At 53.9% G+C, this 19,992-nt stretch carries 15 protein-coding genes, 1 tRNA gene and 1 pseudogene; 1 reads left to right on the forward strand and 16 read right to left on the reverse strand.

Features of this window, described 5'->3' with window-relative positions; all coding sequences use genetic code 11:
- Nucleotides 1–13: 13 nt before the first annotated feature.
- Both A6070_RS07350 and nuoE read right to left on the reverse strand, forming a co-directional pair.
- Entirely contained in the window at nt 14–1,837 is a 1,824-nt protein-coding gene (locus tag A6070_RS07350; protein WP_083558812.1) for an NADH-ubiquinone oxidoreductase-F iron-sulfur binding region domain-containing protein, read from the reverse strand.
- Between the two features lie 11 nt (nt 1,838–1,848).
- Nucleotides 1,849–2,310: an NADH-quinone oxidoreductase subunit NuoE gene (nuoE, locus tag A6070_RS07355; protein ID WP_072287715.1), complete on the reverse strand. Its 462-nt coding sequence runs from the start codon at nt 2,308–2,310 to the stop codon at nt 1,849–1,851.
- A gap of 1,089 nt (nt 2,311–3,399) precedes the next feature.
- Between nuoE and A6070_RS07365 the strand changes: the two genes are divergently transcribed.
- The gene (locus A6070_RS07365) at nt 3,400–4,767 is read left to right on the forward strand and encodes a sigma-54 interaction domain-containing protein (RefSeq protein ID WP_072287717.1); all 1,368 of its coding nucleotides are present in this window, start codon (nt 3,400–3,402) and stop codon (nt 4,765–4,767) included.
- Between the two features lie 51 nt (nt 4,768–4,818).
- Here A6070_RS07365 and A6070_RS07370 read toward each other — a convergent pair whose 3' ends face one another.
- From A6070_RS07370 to pnp, 14 genes and pseudogenes are all read right to left on the reverse strand, one after another.
- Entirely contained in the window at nt 4,819–5,751 is a 933-nt protein-coding gene (locus A6070_RS07370; protein WP_072287718.1) for a SphA family protein, read from the reverse strand.
- 36 nt (nt 5,752–5,787) lie between these two features.
- Nucleotides 5,788–6,933: an iron-containing alcohol dehydrogenase gene (locus A6070_RS07375; protein WP_072287719.1), complete on the reverse strand. Its 1,146-nt coding sequence runs from the start codon at nt 6,931–6,933 to the stop codon at nt 5,788–5,790.
- A gap of 972 nt (nt 6,934–7,905) precedes the next feature.
- Nucleotides 7,906–7,982, reverse strand: a tRNA-Pro gene (locus tag A6070_RS07385).
- A 119-nt stretch (nt 7,983–8,101) separates the two neighbouring features.
- Nucleotides 8,102–8,533: an ACT domain-containing protein gene (locus A6070_RS07390; protein ID WP_072287721.1), complete on the reverse strand. Its 432-nt coding sequence runs from the start codon at nt 8,531–8,533 to the stop codon at nt 8,102–8,104.
- 243 nt (nt 8,534–8,776) lie between these two features.
- Nucleotides 8,777–10,078: a phenylacetate--CoA ligase family protein gene (locus tag A6070_RS07395; RefSeq protein ID WP_072287722.1), complete on the reverse strand. Its 1,302-nt coding sequence runs from the start codon at nt 10,076–10,078 to the stop codon at nt 8,777–8,779.
- 15 nt (nt 10,079–10,093) lie between these two features.
- The gene (locus A6070_RS07400; protein ID WP_072287723.1) at nt 10,094–10,687 is read right to left on the reverse strand and encodes an indolepyruvate oxidoreductase subunit beta; all 594 of its coding nucleotides are present in this window, start codon (nt 10,685–10,687) and stop codon (nt 10,094–10,096) included.
- A complete protein-coding gene (gene iorA, locus A6070_RS07405; RefSeq protein WP_072287724.1) occupies nt 10,677–12,446 on the reverse strand; it encodes an indolepyruvate ferredoxin oxidoreductase subunit alpha in 1,770 nt (589 codons plus the stop codon). The genes A6070_RS07400 and iorA overlap by 11 nt, the downstream gene beginning before the upstream one ends.
- 95 nt (nt 12,447–12,541) lie before the next feature.
- Nucleotides 12,542–13,477 carry a Ppx/GppA phosphatase family protein gene (locus tag A6070_RS07410; RefSeq protein ID WP_072287725.1) on the reverse strand — a complete coding sequence of 312 codons (936 nt, stop codon included), beginning with the start codon at nt 13,475–13,477 and terminating at the stop codon, nt 12,542–12,544.
- Nucleotides 13,478–13,951 carry a PhoU domain-containing protein gene (locus A6070_RS16060; RefSeq protein ID WP_236718873.1) on the reverse strand — a complete coding sequence of 158 codons (474 nt, stop codon included), beginning with the start codon at nt 13,949–13,951 and terminating at the stop codon, nt 13,478–13,480.
- On the reverse strand, nt 13,933–15,165 hold the full coding sequence (locus A6070_RS07415) for a Na/Pi cotransporter family protein (RefSeq protein WP_236718874.1): 1,233 nt from the start codon (nt 15,163–15,165) through the stop codon (nt 13,933–13,935). The genes A6070_RS16060 and A6070_RS07415 overlap by 19 nt, the downstream gene beginning before the upstream one ends.
- A 339-nt stretch (nt 15,166–15,504) precedes the next feature.
- Entirely contained in the window at nt 15,505–16,119 is a 615-nt protein-coding gene (locus A6070_RS07420; RefSeq protein ID WP_072287727.1) for an L-threonylcarbamoyladenylate synthase, read from the reverse strand.
- A 31-nt stretch (nt 16,120–16,150) separates the two neighbouring features.
- On the reverse strand, nt 16,151–16,594 hold the full coding sequence (dut, locus tag A6070_RS07425) for a dUTP diphosphatase (RefSeq protein WP_072287728.1): 444 nt from the start codon (nt 16,592–16,594) through the stop codon (nt 16,151–16,153).
- 47 nt (nt 16,595–16,641) lie between these two features.
- Complete coding sequence (locus A6070_RS07430) at nt 16,642–17,901, reverse strand: M16 family metallopeptidase (RefSeq protein ID WP_072287729.1); 1,260 nt, start codon at nt 17,899–17,901, stop codon at nt 16,642–16,644.
- An 11-nt stretch (nt 17,902–17,912) separates the two neighbouring features.
- A pseudogene (gene pnp, locus A6070_RS07435) lies at nt 17,913–19,948 on the reverse strand (polyribonucleotide nucleotidyltransferase).
- Nucleotides 19,949–19,992 lie beyond the last annotated feature (44 nt).

A 19,992-nucleotide genomic window follows, 5' to 3' on the forward strand; every position in this document is an offset into this window, starting at 1 on the left:
CAGCCTTTGATTGTCAGGAAACGATGATGGCATCGAACTTACAGGCATCCTTGCACAAACCGCACTTGACGCATTTTTCCTCGTCAATCCAGTGTGGTTCCTTGCGTTCTCCGTGGATAGCATTCTCGGGGCAGACTTTTTTACAGATGCCACAGCCGACGCATTTATCCTTATCGATGGAAAAACGTATGAGTGACCGGCAAACCCCCGCAGGACATTTTTTATCCCGTATATGGGCCTCGTATTCATCGCGGAAAAAACGCAGTGTGCTCAGTGTCGGGTTGGCGGCGGTTTGTCCAAGCGCGCAGAGAGAGGTTTTGCGCAGGCTCTCCGCCACGACGGTCAGATTTTCAAGGTCTGACATCTCTCCCTTTCCCCCACTGATTTTTTCCAGCATCCGGATCATCAGTGGCAGTCCTATCCGGCAGGGCACGCACTGTCCGCAGGATTCATCCTGATCGAACTGCAGGAAAAAATGAGCCGCGTCGACCATACAGGAGTCTTCGTCGAGAATGACCATGCCGCCCGAGCCCATGATGGACCCGATAGTCTGGAGGGATTCATAATCGATGGGCAGATCGAGATGTTCGGCGGGGATAAAACCGCCCGAAGGACCTCCCAGCTGAGCGGCCTTGAATTTCTTTTCGTCAGGAATGCCGCCGCCGATATCGAAGACGATTTCCTTCATGGTGATACCCATGGGAACCTCGATCAGGCCGCTGTTGCGGATTTTTCCGGTCAGGCAGAAAACTTTCGTCCCCCTGGTGGTATCGGTTCCCACCGACTTCCACCATTGTGCCCCTTTGCGGATGATCAGCGGAATGTTGGACAAGGTGCCGACATTGTTGATCACCGTCGGTTTCCCGAACAGTCCCTCGATGGCCGGAAACGGCGGACGGTGGCGGGGGTTGCCCCGTTTCTGTTCCAGGGAAGCCAGCAATGCGGTCTCTTCCCCGCATACAAAGGCGCCGGAACCAAGAAAGATTTCGATGTCAAAATCGAAGGAGGTCCCCAGAATGTTTTTACCCAGAAGGCCGTATTCCCGGGCCTGGGCAACGGCCTTACGCAGGGTTTCCACGGCCAGGGGATATTCGGCACGAACATAGATGTACCCCCGATTGGCACCTATCACATAGCCGGCAATAGCCATACCTTCCAGCACGGCATGGGGATTGCCCTCGATTTCAGCCCGGTTCATGTAGGCTCCCGGATCGCCTTCGTCGGCGTTGCACACTACATATTTCTGGTCACCCCTGGCCTGGCGGGCAAACTGCCATTTTCTTCCGGTAGGGAAACCGGCACCGCCCCTGCCCCGCAGTCCGGAGCCATTTACTTCCTGAAGGATATCGGCGCTGTCTTTGCGCAATGCCTCGGCCAGTCCCGCATATCCTTCATGATGGATATAGTCCTCGATACTCAATGGATCGATAACCCCGAGCAGACCGGTTATCCGTCTTTCCTGTCGTCTGAAAAAGGGCATGCTTTCATCGATACGATAGTCATGCAAAACTTCCCCCCGCAGCAAATGGCTCTCTACCACGTGGCAGGCTTTTTCGGCATCGAGAAATCCGTACAACGTCGAGTTACCCTCCTGCCTGACGGATATGTAGGGTTCGATAAAGCAACATCCCATACAACCGTGCTGCAGAATTTCAACATCGTCCCTGCCGGTTTTTCCAACGGCTTTTTCAATGGCTTCCAGAACTTTCAATGCCCCGGAAGCGATTCCGCACGTCGATCCATAAACAACGATCCGGGTTTTTCCCGCCGATCCGGATCTCTGTTCAGCGATCCGATTTCTCAACAGCGCCAGATCTTCATAAGAATGTATCCGCATAAAATAAACCTCTACTCGTATTTTTTGAGAATGGCCGAAACTTTCTCAGGGGTCATGCCGCCATAAACATCTTCATCGACGGTAATAACCGGTCCGATGGCACAACAGCCTATGCATCGGACCTCCTCCAGAGAGAACCTGTGATCGGCAGTGGTTTCCCCCGGCCGGATTTTGAATTCGGCCTTTATCTTCTCGATCAACTTTTCGGCACCCTTTACATAACAGGCGGTTCCCATGCAGACATGGACCTGATGCCTGCCGGGCGGGTTGATTTTGAAAAAATTGTAAAAACTGACAATTCCGAAAACCTTGCTGACAGGAACCCCAAGGTAGTCGGCGACTTCTCTTTGCGATTCTTGCGGCACATAACCCAGTTTTGCCTGAATTTCCTGAAGGATATGAATCAAGGAATTCGAATCCCTATCGAAACCGGAAATAATCTGATTCGCCTTCAAAAGATCTTCGTCATTCATTCTTTTTCCTTGTGTTTTTTAGGAAAATTGTCGTGAATTCGTAGATTAAAACCTCTCCTGATGCATCCCGGGTCTCCAAAATCCGGAAAAAGAAAACGAAGGCCTTGTTGGTAAATAGCCTTCGTTTTAATAGGCAATCATTCGTCCATGCAGGTTTCCATTGGGAAATGGCCATCTTCCGCCGTGCTACGGCAATCCGGCGACCTGCCGATGTGCGCCCTCGCGTAACGCCTAGAATTGCTTGCCGCCGCGAAAAATCTTTTGTTTTCCCATGGTAAGAGGGCTATTTTCGACTCAGCTGCGCCCCGCATTTAGGACATGAGCGCGTATTACAGGGTTGCCCGGCGACATGTGGAACCTCCGCTCCGCAACTTGTACACACGCAAACTCCTCCGGGGCCTGCCGCCATTGGCCCGCCCATGCGCCCGCCGCCACTGCGTCGACCGCCACCCGCCGGTCCCGTCCCATCTCCTCTTGGCATTTTGCTTCTCCTTTCGCTGGTTGTGTCCATTGCAGTGAGAATTTGTCTGCTGTTCGCTGCCGGCGCCCAACAGTTTTGCCCTATTCCCTCCTGGTGCCATCCCGGCACATGACATGCCGGGTCTTTGAGGCGCCCCTCGACAAAAGCATGCAGAACTTCGTCCATCGATCCGCACAACTGGCTGAAAACGCTGATCCCCGCACTGCACAGCGCAACTTCGAAAATCCGTGAGATCGCACCACAAACAAGGCATTCAACATCATATTGCGCGATTTCCCGGGCACGCCCCCATGGATCAGAGGAAAGCAGCCGCTGTCTTGTTCGCGCCGCAATCCTGCGTTGGATTACATCGACGCGCAAAAGCCATCGGGCTTCATCAAAGACAGGGGAAACGCGTCCCTGCCAGTAGGGAATGGCAAGTCTCATGTATTGTCAGGTTTGCTATTAGTATGCCAGTTTTTGAATGTTTTGCAACATATCGAATTTGAATGTTTTTTTTATGACTAAGTCGGTTCTGGAGGCATAAATTGGCAAAATGCATGGTTTTTATTTGCAACAAAAGTGCATTTTGCAATATTTGATGATATGGTCATGAGGGAGGTGTCGATATGCATCAGGACAACCAGGAAAAAGAACAGGATATTATTCTCGATTCAATCAATGAAGGCGTTTTTACCGTGGACCGGAAATGGAGAATCACCTCCTTTAACCGTGCTGCCGAAAAAATTACAGGCATCAAGCGCGAGCAGGCACTGGGACGGCCTTGTTGCGAGGTGTTCCGTGCGAATATCTGCGAAAAAGCCTGTGCTCTTCGCCAGACCATGGAAAAAGGAGCTTCCCTGTTTAACGAAACCGCACACATTATCAATCAGGCAGGACAGCGCATCCCCATTCGTATTTCCACGGCGTTACTCAAAAACGACCAGGGGGACGTGGTAGGGGGCGTTGAGACATTTCAGGATCTGAGCCAGGTGGAACAGCTCCGCAAAGAGCTGGAATCCCGGTATTCCTTTGAGGACATTATTGGACGAAGCCCTCTTATGATGGAATTGTTCCGTTTTATCGCTCCGGTTGCGGACAGCGACAGCACCGTTCTTATCGAGGGGGCCAGCGGCACCGGCAAAGAGCTTTTTGCCCGTGCAATTCATAACCTTTCACCACGTCACAACAAGCCTTTTGTTGCCGTCAATTGTGCTGCGCTGCCTGATACACTGCTTGAATCGGAGCTTTTTGGCTATAAAGCCGGGGCGTTCACGGATGCCCGACGGGACAAGCCCGGTCGTTTCGCCTGCGCCCATGGCGGGACGCTGTTTCTTGATGAAATCGGCGACATATCTCCCGCGATGCAAGTTCGATTATTACGGGTTCTCCAGGAGCGCTGTTTTGAACCGCTGGGGTCGGTTAAGTCGGTTCATGTCGATGTCCGCATTCTTGCCGCAACCAACAAAAATCTGGCGGAGCTTGTTCATGAAGGGGTTTTTCGGGAAGATTTATTTTACCGGATTCGCGTTATCCATCTGCAGATACCGGGTCTGCAAAAGAGGAAGGAAGATATTCCGCTGCTGGTCAAACATTTCGTAGCCAAATTCAACCGTCTGTACAATCGTCAGATCGAAGGTGTTTCCCACGAGGTTCTGGCTCGACTGATGGACTATGATTATCCGGGCAATGTACGGGAACTGGAAAATATCCTTGAACATGCTTTTGTATTGTGCCGCGGGGGAATGATCGAAGTGCGATGTCTGCCGCTTGAACTGCGGCCAAAGGATTATTCCATGGCTTCTGAGAGCTGTGGTCTGACTACACTGCAGGCCATGGAACAGAATCTCATATTCGAAGCGTTGAAACGCCATAGTGGCAATCGTACGCGTACCGCTGAACATCTTGGCATTGACACCAGTACCCTGTATCGAAAGATCAAATCCCTTGGCATCAAGGTGCCTGCAACCGATGGCCGCAGCAGCAGAAGCAGGTAGGTTCTTTTGAAAAAGCTTGTGACCATCCGGGTTTTCCGGATGGTCACAAGATCAGAGCGCGCGGGTGAGAACCAGGGCCGTAAGCACTCCTTCGCTGCGGTCCACCGCTCCGAATTCCTTTTCACAGCGTAGCTCAACGACTGTTTTCCATGCAGGGATCACGCAGCGGATCTCCGGCCCTACGGCAAAGACACGATCGTGAACGCTTTTGTCCCAGACGACATCAGAGCCCCTGTCGTCGGTGACCTGCCATTGAGCATAACCTGCCATGCCAATCTCCCAATATTGCAGGGGTCCCAGCTTCCAATCCGGCGGAAGCGCTTTGCCAAAGCCCCATTCGAAGTGAAAATCGTCGCCAGCGGTAATTCTGGCGCCGTCTTTTTTGCCGTGAATTTCATAGCGGCCGAGGGCGGACAACGACCATGTCCTGGCCGCGTCAAGGTAAACGGTTGCCCCCGCACTGAACATTCCTGACCAGTAATCCTTGCCGGGCAATGCGGGCCTGCTGGCCTTGCATGATCCGGTTGGCGCCCAGACGCCCATGCCGTAAGCGGCATCCCATCGCTCACCATGCCATGCCAGGGCTACCGGCTCGATGAAGATATCGCCAACAGACCAACCATCATCCCGCACTCCTGCAGCCCCCACTTCAATGTCGGTATAAACCACAGGAATGACAATATTGGAAAAGAAGTCCGCTCCGAGAACTTTCCAGCCGGGAAAATGAATCAGCCTATGCACATTCGCATAGACGAAGACATCAAAATCGGCGTGAAGATCGTCCCCGTGAGAATCAGCAAGTTTACCGGCATCATAGAAAAAATTATAAAACCGATAGTACGTGCCTGGAGGCGGCGCGGTAGCGGTTTTGATACCGTCGCCGCCGTTTGTAAATTGATTGCCGGTGATGCCGGCCCAGCAGGAACCGGCGATGCTCACAAACCCGAAAAGCATGTAAAATACCATCACCCAGTTACGGAACATTACGCCTCCTGCAAAACGTCATGGCACGGTCAATAGTCAGTAAGCTTTCACCAGGATGTCGATTACATCCTGTTTGCTGGGTTCGCGGGGATTGAAAATCGTTGATATTTCCAGCAGAGCATCTTCGGCAAGGCGATCAAAAATATTGCGGGGAACTCCCAGCTCTTCAAGAGACGGTATCTGAAGTTCCCTGGAGAGTGCTTTCACCGCTGCGATTGCGAGTTTCGCCGCCTCCACAGGGGCCATGTCCGATACTGGCTGTCCCATGGCGAGGGCAATATCTTTCATGCGGTCCAAGGCCGCCGGTGCGTTGTATTCCATGACATAGGGCAAAACCACGGCATTGGCCACCCCGTGAGGAAGTCCGCAATGAACGCTCAGGGGATGGGCGATACTGTGCACCAGACCGAGAACCGCACAGTTGAACGCGAAACCGGCCATCATGCTGCCAAGGAGCATATTGGTGCGCGCCTCGAGATCCTGGCCATTGCGGGTCGCTGTGGGAAGATTGTGGTAGATCAACTCGATGGCTCTCAAGGCACAGACATCGGTAGGAACCATGGCCCCTTTGGAAAGATAGGCCTCGATGGCATGGGTCAGTGCGTCCATTCCGGTTGACGCGGTGATTGACGAAGGCATGCCGAAGGTCATTTGCGGATCGACCAGGGCCATGGTTGCCCCGACGAACTGTCCCCCGATAACCATTTTTTTCTGGCGAGTGGTATCCGTGACGATGGAAAACGCTGTTACTTCACTTGCGGTCCCTGCGGTGGTGGGAATCGCTATCAGCGGCCGAGTGGGGTTCGGCACAGTATTGAGACCGTCATACTGATTGATAGGAGAAGGATTGGTTTGGAGGATGTTTATAGCCTTGGCGCAATCGATAGAAGACCCGCCGCCGAGGGCGACGATGGCATCGGGTTGAAATTCCCTTGCCATGGCGGCTGCATTCTCGACCAGGGTGTCGGTAGGGTTGGGTTGAACGCCGTCAAATTCAAGCACTTCCAGATTTGAATCATGCAGTGCCTTGAGGACTTCATCCGCCAGACCGGCGCTTTTTACTCCCTTGTCATAAACAAAAAGAACTTTACGGGCGCCAAGACCCTGGGCAACCTCCCCCGCCTTTTTTGCAACACCGGGACCGAACTGGACGAAACTGGGTATGCCAAACATGAATTCCATAGGTGTCTCCTCCTTGCCATGAACAGAATCCCAACCGAAAAAATCCTGCGTAGTCAACCAACAATTTTTTTACGCATACATCAACGGGTTGTCTGCTGCCTTGAAATCCGGCAAATGTTACCTCCTTTCGCATATGCCTAAAGGAAAGAGCCCGAAATAACCACAAAGCGCTATTATACCAACAGGATACACAAATACTATTTCGTCTTGTCGAAAATATTGATTTTAATACGAGAAGAGACTTGGTGTTAAAGAAGGATCAAACCGGCTGAAAGGTTTAATAAAAGGATGGCATTCATCCGGCAACCGTTGTTGCCTAATGTGCGGTTTTCGTTTGGGAAACGAGCAATTTTTCGTTGTGGCAAGGAAATCAAGGGGTTGCGCGGAGGCGCACATCGGTACGCCGCACAAGCAAGCCTGCGGATTGACGCCGCCACGGCGGAAAAGGGCCGTTTCCGGACGAAAACTATCTATGATCCCGGCTACCGACCGTCATGGCTCCGGGGCCGAAGCCCCTGATGTAGATTACGGTGTTCCGGGCTACTTTTTGAGGGCGTGACAGACCAAACTTCTTGAGAATCCGAGCAAAAATATGTCTTTTGGGATGCATCGGCGGTTTGCGAAATGGGATTACCTTGCATGTTGTCATGGCTGCCTCCTTTGCAATTACCTGGTACCGATACGCCACCTCCTGATGGACCCAGTGCAATTCCGATACGGGAAACCAGCCATTTTCATCGTGCCAGGCAAAACCTGTACTTTTGTGAGGTTGCAGCGCGACCCTGTTTGAGAGATTTCGCGGATTGTCGCACCCACGATAAAAAGTCCAGTCCCGGATGAAAATATCCGGAAAAGATGCCATTATTTCGCTCTTAATAGAAATATAATCGAAAAGAATCAAAAGGCAAGAGAGTGCGTCGCGGGAGGCTGAAATAAAAAAGGGACGCAGTTTTCACTGCGTCCCTTTTACGTTGGTCGGGGCGAGAGGATTTGAACCTCCGACCCCCTGCACCCCATGCAGGTGCGCTACCAGGCTGCGCTACGCCCCGTCGATCAACGAGTGCGGATTATGCTGTATCCGCCAAGGATTGTCAAGCAAATTTTCGCCCAACAAGTGAATGGAAATTCCCTTAAAAATCAAGCATCTCGATGAGTTACCCGAAAAGTGCTAGACATTATAGACATTTTCACCGGACAGGATGCGCACCCCTTCGGCCTGCAAGGCCCGTATCGCATCGTCACTATTGTCAAACCGGAAGATGATCACCGCATTTTCTCCGCGACGCTCTACAAAAGCGTACAGATATTCCACGGCAATTCCGGCTGCGTCGAGAAGTTCGAGAATCTGCGCCAAACCCAGTGGTCGATCGGGGACTTCCACGGCAACCACATCGGTTTTAGAAACAGTAAAGTTTTTCTCCGCAAGCACTTTTTTGGCAAGGTCTATTTTATCGACAATCAACCGCAGAACGCCAAAATCGGATGTATCGGCGAGAGCCAGTGCCCGGATGTTGACCCCCGCCGCTCCGAGAACCTTGGTTACCTCGGCAAGCCGCCCGGATGTATTTTCGATAAAAATGGAAATCTGCTGAACCTTCATACGCCCCCCATGTAGGTAATGCTTGGCTATTCAGTTTTCATCCGGGGATTCCGGACGGACACTATTTAGTATCCATCCGGAAACTCCGGATGGATACAGCGTAGTTTTCATATGGGAAACGAGCAATTTTTCGCTGTGGCAAGGAAATCAAGGGGTTGCGCGGAGGCGTACATCGGTACGCCGCACAAGCAAGCCTGCGGATTGACGCCGCCATGGCGGAAAAGGGCCGTTTCCGGTTGAAAACTATTTGGGACGGTTGTCAACGACCCGCCTGGCCTTGCCTTCGGAGCGCGCAAGGGTTTTGGGCTCCACCAGACGTACCTTGCACGTGATGCCCAAGATATCCTTGATTTCCTTACGGATACGACCGGCCAGATCCTGCAGGGATTTGACGGCGTCTGAAAATATATCCTCGTTGACTTCGACCTGCACTTCAAGGGTGTCCAGATTTTCATCACGATCCACAATCAGCTGATAGTGGGGCTCAACACCTTCGATGGTCATAAGCACGCTCTCAATCTGCGAGGGGAAGACATTGACTCCCCGGATGATGAGCATGTCATCGCTGCGCCCACTCATACGCTCGAGGCGCCGGTGGGTGCGGCCGCAGCGGCAGGGTTCGGCAATCAGTCGGGTGATGTCCCGCGTCCGGTAACGGATCATCGGGATGCCCTCCTTGGTGATGGTGGTGATCACCAGTTCACCCTGCTCGCCGTCCGGCAACACTTCGCCTGTGTCGGGGTTGATGATTTCCGGAATGAAATGATCTTCCCAGATATGCAGTCCGTGCTGTTCCTCGATGCACTCAATGGCGACCCCGGGTCCAAGAATCTCGGATAAACCGTAGATGTCGATGGCCTTGATGTTGAGTTTGGCTTCGATCTCGGCACGGATCGATTCGCTCCAGGGCTCCGCGCCCAGAATCCCGACCCGCAACGGGAAACTTTTGATATCCACCCCTTCCTCGGCGGCGATTTCCGCAAGATAGAGACTATAGGAAGGTGTACAGGTCAGGACTGTGGAACCGAAATCCTGCATGATCATGATCTGTTTTTTACTGTTGCCTCCAGACATGGGAATGACGGCGGCACCGAGCTTCTCCGCGCCGTAATGGGCGCCCAGGCCACCGGTAAACAGTCCATACCCGTAAGCATTGTGGATCACATCGCCGCGGCCTACTCCGGCGGCAGCGAAGGATCGCGCCATCAGTTCAGCCCAGATATCGATGTCGCGGCGGGTGTAGCCGACAACCGTCGGCTTTCCGGTGGTGCCGGAAGACGCATGAATGCGAACGATACGTTCCAGGGGCACAGCGAACAACCCATACGGATAGTTGTCGCGCATATCCTGTTTCAGCGTAAAGGGCAGCCGCTGAAGATCCGTCAGACACTTGATTTTATCCGGGGTGATTTTCGCTTTGAGAAAAGATTGCCGATAAAATGGAACCGTGGCGTAGACCCGCTCAAGCGTGTTCTGCAGACGTTTCAGCTGCAACGACTCGATGGCTTCGCGCGGCAGGGTTTCAAATTCCTCGTTCCAGAGCATGCCTTGCGACTCCTTTCAGATCTGGCTGGCGGCAGTCTGCCGCCCCAGGTCGAACGCCTTGATATTGACCTCCAGAAACCGCTCCGGCACCATTTTCTGCAGCGTTTCGTACCAGTAGCTGGTCTCGATGGGCAAAGCGGTGGACAAAGCACCCAGCAGGGCGATGTTGGCGGTCCGCGGATTGCCGGCGCGGGATGCCACGGCGAGGCCATCCATCACGAGGGTGTCGGGAAACGCCTGCCGGATTTTCTGTGGAATGTTTTCAGGATATTTTTCCCTGCCAAGAGTCACTGGCGGCGGCAGGATTTTAAGATCGTTGGCTACCACCTTGGCGCCCTGCCGCAGCAACGGCAGGTACCGATAGGTTTCAAGCAATTCGAATCCCAGCAGAATATCTCCCTGCCCTTCAGGAATAATCGAAGAAAAGACCTTGGCTCCATAGCGTATATGGGAAACGACACTGCCGCCTCGCTGCGCCATACCGTGAATTTCACTTTTTTTGACGTCGTATCCGGCCAGCATCAGAACCTCGGACAGAACTTCGCTGGCCAGAAGGATGCCCTGTCCCCCTACCCCGGAAATAAGAATATTGGTCACTTTATCCTTCATGACGGACTCCTATGGCGTCAAAATGGCACATCTGGGAACACAGGCCGCATCCACAACACAGTAGCGGATTGATGACCGCCTTGCCCTTATCGCCGGCATCCGGTTGCCATTCGATGGCCGGGCAACCAAGCTGGAGACAGGCCCTGCAACCGGTGCATTTGTCCGCATCGACAGCCAGGGAGGGTTGCCGCTTCACCGGGTCACGTTTGACCAGCATACAGGGTCGCCGGGCGATGACAACCGAAACCTCGGGACGCTGCATTTCGGTTTTGATAACGTTGCGGGTGTGTTCGATGTCGTAGGGATCGATCACGGTGACATGCTTCACGCCGACACTGCGGCACAAGGCCTCAAGATCGATGCGCGTGGTTTCCTCTCCCATCAGGGTGTAGCCGGAACCGGGGTTTTCCTGACGCCCGGTCATGGCGGTAATGCGATTATCCAGGATCAGAACCGTGGCGGTCGATTTGTTGTAAACCATATCCATCAAACCGTTGATGCCGGTATGCAGGAAGGTGGAATCACCGATTACCGCAACCACCCGCCGGGCCTCTTCCGGATCAAGAACTTTGGTCATCCCCGTGGCATTGCCGATGCTGGCGCCCATGCAGATGCAGGTATCCATGGCGGAAAGGGGCTCCATGAAACCGAGCGTATAACAGCCGATATCACCAGTAACAAAAGCCTTGAGCCGGTTCAGGCTGTAAAAGATGCTGCGATGAGGACAGCCAGGGCACATATTGGGAGGCCGGTTGGGCAATGGTTCGGATGGTACGAAATAGTTTTGGACATCCTTGGCGGTCAGCGCTTTATTCAACCGTGCCGGCGTCAGTTCGCCGCAAATGGGCAACAGATCCTTGCCATGCACGGCGATCCCCAGAGCCCGGACCTGTTCTTCGATAAAGGGATCGAGCTCTTCAATAACATAAAGGGTGTCGTAGCGACTGGCGAAATCCCGAATCAGCTGCTTAGGCAGGGGATAGACCAGCCCGAGTTTCAGAATATCGGCGTCAGGAAGAATTTCTTTTGCGTAAAGGTAGGAAACGCCGCTGGTGATAACGCCGACTTTCCCCTCGCCGACCTCGATCCGGTTGAAGGACTGGTGGCAAGCCCACTCTTCCATGCTGCGCAGGCGTTCCTCCACCACCGTGTGGCGCTTGCGGGCATTGCCCGGCAGCATGACGAATTTAGCGGGATTTTTCTCGATACAGCCTGCAGTCGATGGTCCGGCCGCAGGCTCGCCCGGTTCGACGACCGATTTGGAATGGGAAATACGGGTGGTGGTGCGCAACATGACCGGCGTATCGAACCGTTCGCTGACTTCCAGGGCGAGCCGGGTAAAATCGAGCGCTTCCTGACTGTCCGAAGGTTCGAACATGGGGATTTTCGCAAACTTGGCGTAATTACGGTTATCTTGTTCGTTTTGGGAGGAATGCAGTTCGGGGTCGTCGGCCGTTACAAGGACCAGGCCGCCGCGCACGCCGGTATAGGAAAGCGTGAACAGTGGATCGGCAGCCACATTGACGCCAACGTGCTTCATGGCCACGAGCGCTCTTCCGCCACCAAAGGATGCACCGATGCCGACCTCCAGTGCCACCTTTTCATTAGGCGCCCAGGACGCATCGATAGTGGAATATCGTGCAATATTTTCCAGGATTTCCGTACTCGGTGTACCGGGATAGGCCGATGCGACCTTGACCCCGGCTTCGAAGGCACCCCGGGCGATGGCTTCGTTTCCAGATAACATGGTGCGTTTCATGTTGCGTCCTTTTCGGCTGAGACAAAGCGTCGATTGAATGCAAAATGGCGTTCTAAAATAACGTCAGAGACTATACGAAAACCGCTCAGAGCTTGTCAATCCTTCTCAAAGTCATCAGAATTCCCTGTCATTTGCAGTAAAAGCCCTTCCAGAAGTCCGAAATCACTTACCTTCATGGTTGATTTCTCAAAACGATCCAGAATCGAAAGAATGATGCGAAGCCCCGGCATAATGAGATCGCCTCGGCCCTTCTCGAGCCCTGGAAGCTGCTCGCGTTGCGCTATCGACAAGGGGGCGAGTCGGCAGGCCAGTGATTCGATTTCGTTTCTGGACAGCACAAGATTGTTCACCCGCATACCGTCGTACTCAACCATCCTCAGTTTTATTGCAGCCAGAGTGGTGACCGTGCCAGCTGTTCCCACCAGAGTGGCAGTGTTCTGGCGAGCCATTCCGATAATGCCTGCCAGGGTCAGGTCGCGAACAACGTCCTCGAGGATCGTATCGATATATGCCAATTGCCGGGAGGGCTCCGCATATCTCTCACACAGATCCACTACTCCCAGAGGATAACTGCGATTGAATACAATGTTCCCCTGTTCGCTCCATATAAATTCGGTGCTGCCACCACCAATATCAAACACCAGACAATGATCCGGGCGTGGATCCAGTGCTGCGAACACTCCCAGGCAGCTGAGTCGTGCCTCTTCTTCACCGCCGATGATATGGAGAGCCAAACCCGTGGCCAGTTTTACCCTTGCGACGAATTCTTCGGCGTTGGGAGCCCGGCGCAAGGCTTCGGTTCCTACGACTCGCACGGCATCAATTCCGGCAGAGGCGACAAGGTCCGACATCTCTTCCAGAGCGACTATCGTGTGATCCATGCGATCCGCGGCAAGGCCTGTGCGGGGATCAGAACCGCCGGCCAACCGGGTAACACGGCGGATATAACGCAGATTACTGAACCCTCCCTGACGGGGTTGCCCGACAGCCAGGCGCACGGTGTTGGATCCGACATCGATGGCAGCCAGCATTTAGCGTTCTCCCACAACAGCCCTGCCCACATTAAACGCATGGCTGCCGACCTTGGAAAACCCCTGCAGCATATCGATGAAAATCAATCCTTGCTGCACGGAGCATTCTCCGGTATTCAGGCGTGCGATATGGTTGTTGCGAAGGGTATCCTCAAGTTCGTCGATGGCGGTTACCATGGTTACGGCAATGGGTTTGATGCTGGCATCGTTTCGATCGAGAGCATCGACCACAAACGCCAGAAAGTCCCGGGTTTTCCCCGCCAGTTCCTCGACCTCCTGCCAGGCGACGGAGGAAAAGGGCAATTTCAACTCACGCAATCGTCCGATCAGGCGCCACAACATTTCACAATGGTCGCCAACCCGTTCGAGATCGTTGACCATGTGCATCATGGAAGCGACATCGCGGGACATGTCCTGGGTAATGGATTTCTGCGAGAGGTTTACCAGGAAATCCGTTATCTCCTTTTGCAGCAAGTCGACGACTTCTTCTTTTTTTCAAGCGCTGTCAGGCGCTTGAGATTTCCATCGCGGAAAAAAGCCATGCTTTCATCGAGCATTTCCAGGGTCAGATGCGCCATGCGCCGGGTTTCGGATCGTGCCTGTCCAAGAGCGATGGGAGGGGTATTGAGAACACGGTTGTCGATGTATTTAAGGTGAAACTCCATCAATTCATCCTTGCCGGGCAGGATCATGCAGGCGAGTTTGGCCAGCAGTCCGATAAGCGGAAGGAAAATAAGGGTATTGATAACATTGAAAAGACTGTGCGCATTGGCAATGTGCCAGGATATGTTTGGCTGATCGCCAATGGCGGCCCCGATCTCGGCGGATTCGGCCGTGGTCCGCACGATAAAGCTGGGATCGCCGGGGGTGAGGCTGTCAACCGCCTGCAAAAAGACCGGAAAGCACAGGACGATAAAAATGACGCCCAGCACGTTGAACAGGAGGTGGGCCAGGGCCGTGCGGCGCGCCGCCAGGTTGGTGCCGATAGCCGCAAGATTGGCAGTAACCGTGGTACCGATATTCTCGCCGAGAATCAGGGCAACACTGACATCGAAATTCAACAGGCCGCTGCTTGCCAGAGCCATGGTAATCCCGATAGTGGCACTGCTGCTCTGGACGAGGATGGTAAGCAGAGCTCCGGAAAGGACGGCCAGAAGGTAGTTATCCCCCACCATCAAAAAGAATTCCCGGAACACATCGCTCCCCTTCAAGGGGTCGAAGGCACCTTTCATGGTGGCGAGCCCGTAAAACAGAATGCCGAAACCCAGCAGAATTTCGCCGCAATATATCCAGGTTTTGTTGCGGGAAAACAGCTTCAGTCCCGTGCCCACACCAATGGCCGGCAGTGCAAACTGCGTAATCTTGAGGGCAAGAAGCTGGGCGGTGATGGTGGTGCCGATATTGGCCCCGAGAACCACGCCGATAGCCTGCATCAGCGTCATGAGCCCGGCATTGACGAATCCTATCACCATGACGGTCGTGGCACTGGAGGATTGAATGATCGCTGTAACCGCAAGACCGACAAACATGCCGATAAACCGGTTGGTGGTCAGGGCGGCAAGAATTTTGCGCATCCGGTTTCCGGCGACCTTCTGCAGACCTTCTGACATGATTTTCATGCCGAACAGAAACAGTCCCAGACCACCGATCAGGCCAAACAAGGTCGCCTGATTGAACAAATTCAGCATGGGAAGGATTCTCCTCTGTCCGGCAGATTGTTGAAAAAGTCCTTTGGTGGGCTTTTTCCATCTGCCAAGGTGAAAACAATTACCCGTCGTGCTGACAAAGTCGGGTTACATTGCCGTGGATAGAAAACCACCTTCGAATCTGGCACCCGACATAGGCTTTACGTGCCGACTTAACGCGTCGGACGACAAACGATATGCGACGAAGGGGAAAAAATCACACGACCGGCGGCACTATACCCGATGCGGGAGGGTTTTTCAAGATGAAGGGCACCTGGTGCCAGTCGCGGCAAGGCTGGATAAATGCAAACGACGTTGCAGAAAAAAACAATAGCTTCAGGCCTAAAGCTGATGAATCCAGTCGGTGTTGCCCGCTCCCTGGCGCAGCACCTCTATTTTGTCATCGATCAGACTGATAACAGTGGAGGCCTCACCCGTAATAATGCCACCGTCGACAATCATATCGATCTGCCTGCCGAGACGTTCATTGATAACGGAGGGGTCGTAACAGGGTTCCTCTCCTGAAATGTTGGCGCTGGTGGTCACCAGAGGATGGCCCAGTTCACGAACAATGGCCAGAGCGATGGAATTGGACGGGATGCGAATCCCGACCGTTTTCTGTTTGGTAACGAGCAGGTCGGGAACCACCCGCGTGGCTTCAAGCACGAAGGTGTAGGGACCGGGAAGATAGCGTCTCATGATTTTGAAGGCAAAGTTGCTGACCTGTGCATAGTTGGCCACATCCGAGAGATCGGCGCATATAAATGAAAAGGGCTTGCGCTGACTGCGCTCCTTCATCTGGTAGATGCGCTTGACCCCTTTGCGATTGAATATATCGCAACCCAGTCCGTAAATCGTATCGGTGGGGTAAGCGATCACGCCTCCCTGCTTGACGCATTCAACAACCCGGTTGATCAATCGTTTTTGAGGTGTATCGGGATTTATGGCAAGAATCATGACTCGTATCCTTTCCTGTGCCGATCGAAAGCTAGCAACCGGTATGACCAAACCCCCCATCGTTGCGACCGGTTTCGTCAAGATTCTCGACCAATTCGAGAACGGCCTGCCGAACCGGCGCGATAACCAACTGGGCAATACGGTCCCCTGGCGAAACCATAAAGGTCTCGCTACCGTGATTGATAAGGATGATGCCGATTTCCCCCCGGTAATCCGCATCGATTGTTCCGGGCGCATTGACCAGGGTAACACCGCGATGCAGAGCCAGACCCGAGCGTGGCCTGACCTGCCCCTCGTAACCGGGCGGGATGGCGACGGCGATTCCGGTTGGAATCACGGCGCGGCTTCCGGGTTCAAGCACCATGATCGAATCCGGGCAGGCATAAAGATCCATGCCTGCGGCATGCCGGCTCATGTAGGCAGGCAACAGGGCTTGGGAACGCATTCTTTTTATTTTAATTGTAATCGTTTTCATAAAAATGCAAGACAAGGGGACTATTGCCCGGTCAGGACGGAAATAATTCAGCCGAGCGTCATGTCGACGGCAGGGAATGCGTCCCCTCGAATCGGTCCAAGTATCTGTAGATTTATACAATCATCGCGCAGATAGGTTCGAGCCAGTTCCAGAATGTGCCTACCGGAAACCCGCTGCAAACTTTCGACGACATCGGCGGGCGACTGGACCCGTCCCAGGTAGATTTCATTTTTGGCAAGACGGGTCATGCGGTTTTCCGTGCTTTCCAGCGAAAGCATGAATTGTCCTTTGAGCAGATCCTTGGCTGCCTGCAGCTCCGCGGCCATCGGCTCTGCCTGTCGGAACCTGGACAGCTCTTTCAGCACCAGATTGACGGCATGCTGCAGGTCGCCGGCGGAAGTACCTGCATATACAATCAGGGCGCCGACATCGGAATGGGCGCTGAGGTAGCTGTAGATGGAATAGGCCATTCCCCGTTCTTCACGAAGGACCTGAAACAGCCGGGAACTCATGCTGCCACCAAGCATGGTATTGAGAACATTGCCGGCAAACCGTTGATCATGCGTTTGCGGAGGAGCGGAACACCCGAGACAAAAGTGAACCTGTTCAATATCCTTAAAAACGGAACGGATACAGGAGTGACCGTCAGGGGGCGTTTGCGAAACCGGTTTCTTCCCGGCAGCGTAACCATTGAAAAGTCTTTCAATCCGGGCAACAAGCTCATCATGCCGCACATCCCCGGTAACGCAAATAATGAGATTGCCGCCACCGTAAAATCTTTCGAGATAATCGACCAGGTGGTGACGTTCCAGGGACTGGACCGATGACATCGAGCCGATCACGGGTCTGCCCAGGGAATTGCCCTGCCAGAACGAACGCGCGAACATCTCGTGGATACAATCCTCGGGGGAATCTTCCAGCATGTGAAGTTCCTGGAGAATTACCCGGCGCTCTTTTTCCAGTTCGTCAAGGTCAATAACGGAGTTGAGAATGATGTCGGACAGAAGGTCGATTGCAAGAGGCAGGTCGTGGCCGGCAACCCTGGCGTAATAACAGCTGTATTCAGAACTGGTAAAGGCGTTGAGAGCGCCGCCTACCGAATCGATTTGCTTGGCGATAGCCGGCGCGCTGCGATGGATGGTTCCTTTGAACAGCATGTGTTCAAGAAAATGGGAAACGCCGCTGAGCTCAGAAGGTTCATGGCGGGATCCGCATTCGACCCAGAAGCCCGCCGTTGCCGAATAGGCACCCGGCACGCGCTCCGTAAGAATGCGGATCCCGTTATCCAGAACAGTTTTCTGAACCATGACGGTCTGACTTACCCTTCTTCGGGAAGGGTTTCACCAAGGGCTTCCTTGCGTGACAGTTTGATTTTACCCTGGCGATCAATATCCAGGCACTTGACCAGAACCTGGTCCCCTTCCCGGAGAATATCGGTAACGTTTTTGACACGTTCCTTGGCCAGTTCGGAAATATGCACAAGGCCTTCGGTGCCAGGGAATATTTCCACGAAGGCGCCGAATTCCATGATTTTTTAACCGTGGCCATGTAAAGCTTGCCCACTTCGGCTTCCTGGGTCAGATTCCTGATCATCTTGATGGCGGTTTTGCAGGCATCGCCATCGGACGAAGCGATATTGATGCGGCCGTCGTCCTCGATATCGATGGCACAGCCGGTGGCCTCGATAATGCTGCGTACATTTTTACCCCCCGGGCCGATGACGGTACGCACCTGGTCGGGTTTGACATGGATCGTGGTGATGCGCGGCGCATAGGGAGACAAATCGCCCCGCGGGGCCGCTATAGCTTCCGCCATTTTATCAAGGATATGGATCCGTCCGGCGCGCGCCTGTTCCAGGGCCTGGCGCATGATTTCCTTGCTGACTCCGCCAATCTTGATATCCATTTGCAAAGCGGTAATCCCGTCGCGGGTACCGGTGACCTTGAAATCCATATCACCGAGATGATCCTCGTCGCCAAGGATATCCGACAGCACCACAACATCGTCGCCTTCCTTGATGAGTCCCATGGCGATGCCTGCAACCGCTTCTTTGATCGGCACTCCGGCATCCATCAATGCGAGGGAGGCACCGCAGACACTGGCCATGGAGGAAGAACCGTTGGATTCCAGAATGTCAGAGACCACACGCAGCGTATACGGAAAGTCATCATGCAGGGGCAGCACTTGTGAAATGGAACGCTCGGCAAGCATGCCATGACCAATTTCCCGACGACCGGGAAACAGCCGCATGCTGGTTTCGCCAACACAGAACGGAGGGAAATTGTAGTGCAGCATGAACTTTTTGAATTCAAGCGATTGCACGTTATCCATGCGCTGCTCGTCCCTGGACGTACCAAGCGCGGCGGCAACCAGTGCCTGGGTTTCCCCCCGAGTGAAGAGAGCGCTACCGTGAGCCCGCGGTAAAATGCCGATTTCACAGGTAATGGGACGTATGGTATCCTTGTCGCGACCGTCGATGCGCACCTTGTCGCGAACCACCATCTGCCGCACCATCTGCTTCTGCAGATTCCCGAAGGCTTCGCTGATTTCGGATTCCTTCCCCTCGAATTCTTCCGCCAGGGTAGCGACCACCTCCTCCTTGATAAGAGCGACGGCAGCATAGCGATCCTGTTTGGCCCGAATCCGCACAGCTGCGGCAAGACGCTCCGTGGCCGATCCGGCAACCCTGTCGACAATGGCGGGGTCGACCTGCGGAACGACAAATTCACGTTTGGCCACGCCGGCAACCTTTACAAGTTCCAACTGGATGTCCAGTAGCGGTTGCAGTGCCTCATGGGCAAAAAACAGGGCATCGAGCATCTCCTGCTCGTTAATGAAGCGTGTCTCCCCCTCAACCATGATGATCGCGTCGCGGGAACCGGCCACGATAATATCAATGTCACTTGCGGCACGCTGCTCGATGGTCGGATTGGCGACAAAACCGCCCTCCACCCGTCCCACGCGTACCGCGGCCACCGGACCATTGAAGGGGATGTCGGAGATGGCGACGGCAGCGGATGCAGCGACCATGGCCAGAGTGTCGGGATCGTTCCGTTCGTCAACCGAGATCACGGTCGGCATGATCTGCGTTTCGAACATGTATCCCTTGGGAAACAGAGGCCTCAAGGGACGATCGATGAGACGACAGACCAGCGTCTCACGCTCACTTGCCCCTCTTTCGCGGCGGAAGAATGAGCCTGGGATTTTGCCGCCTGCGTAGAATTTTTCCTGATAATTGACGGTCAGCGGAAAAAACCCCTGACCTTCCCGCATCTGTTTGGCACTGACCGCCGTACACAGCACCTTGGTATCGCCATAAGTTATGACGACTGCGCCATCGGCCTGGCGGGCCATCTTGCCTGTCTCAAGGGTCAGGGTCTGCCCGTTGAACTGACATT

Origin of the sequence: Syntrophotalea acetylenica (assembly GCF_001888165.1) — a bacterium.
GTDB lineage: Bacteria > Desulfobacterota > Desulfuromonadia > Desulfuromonadales > Syntrophotaleaceae > Syntrophotalea > Syntrophotalea acetylenica.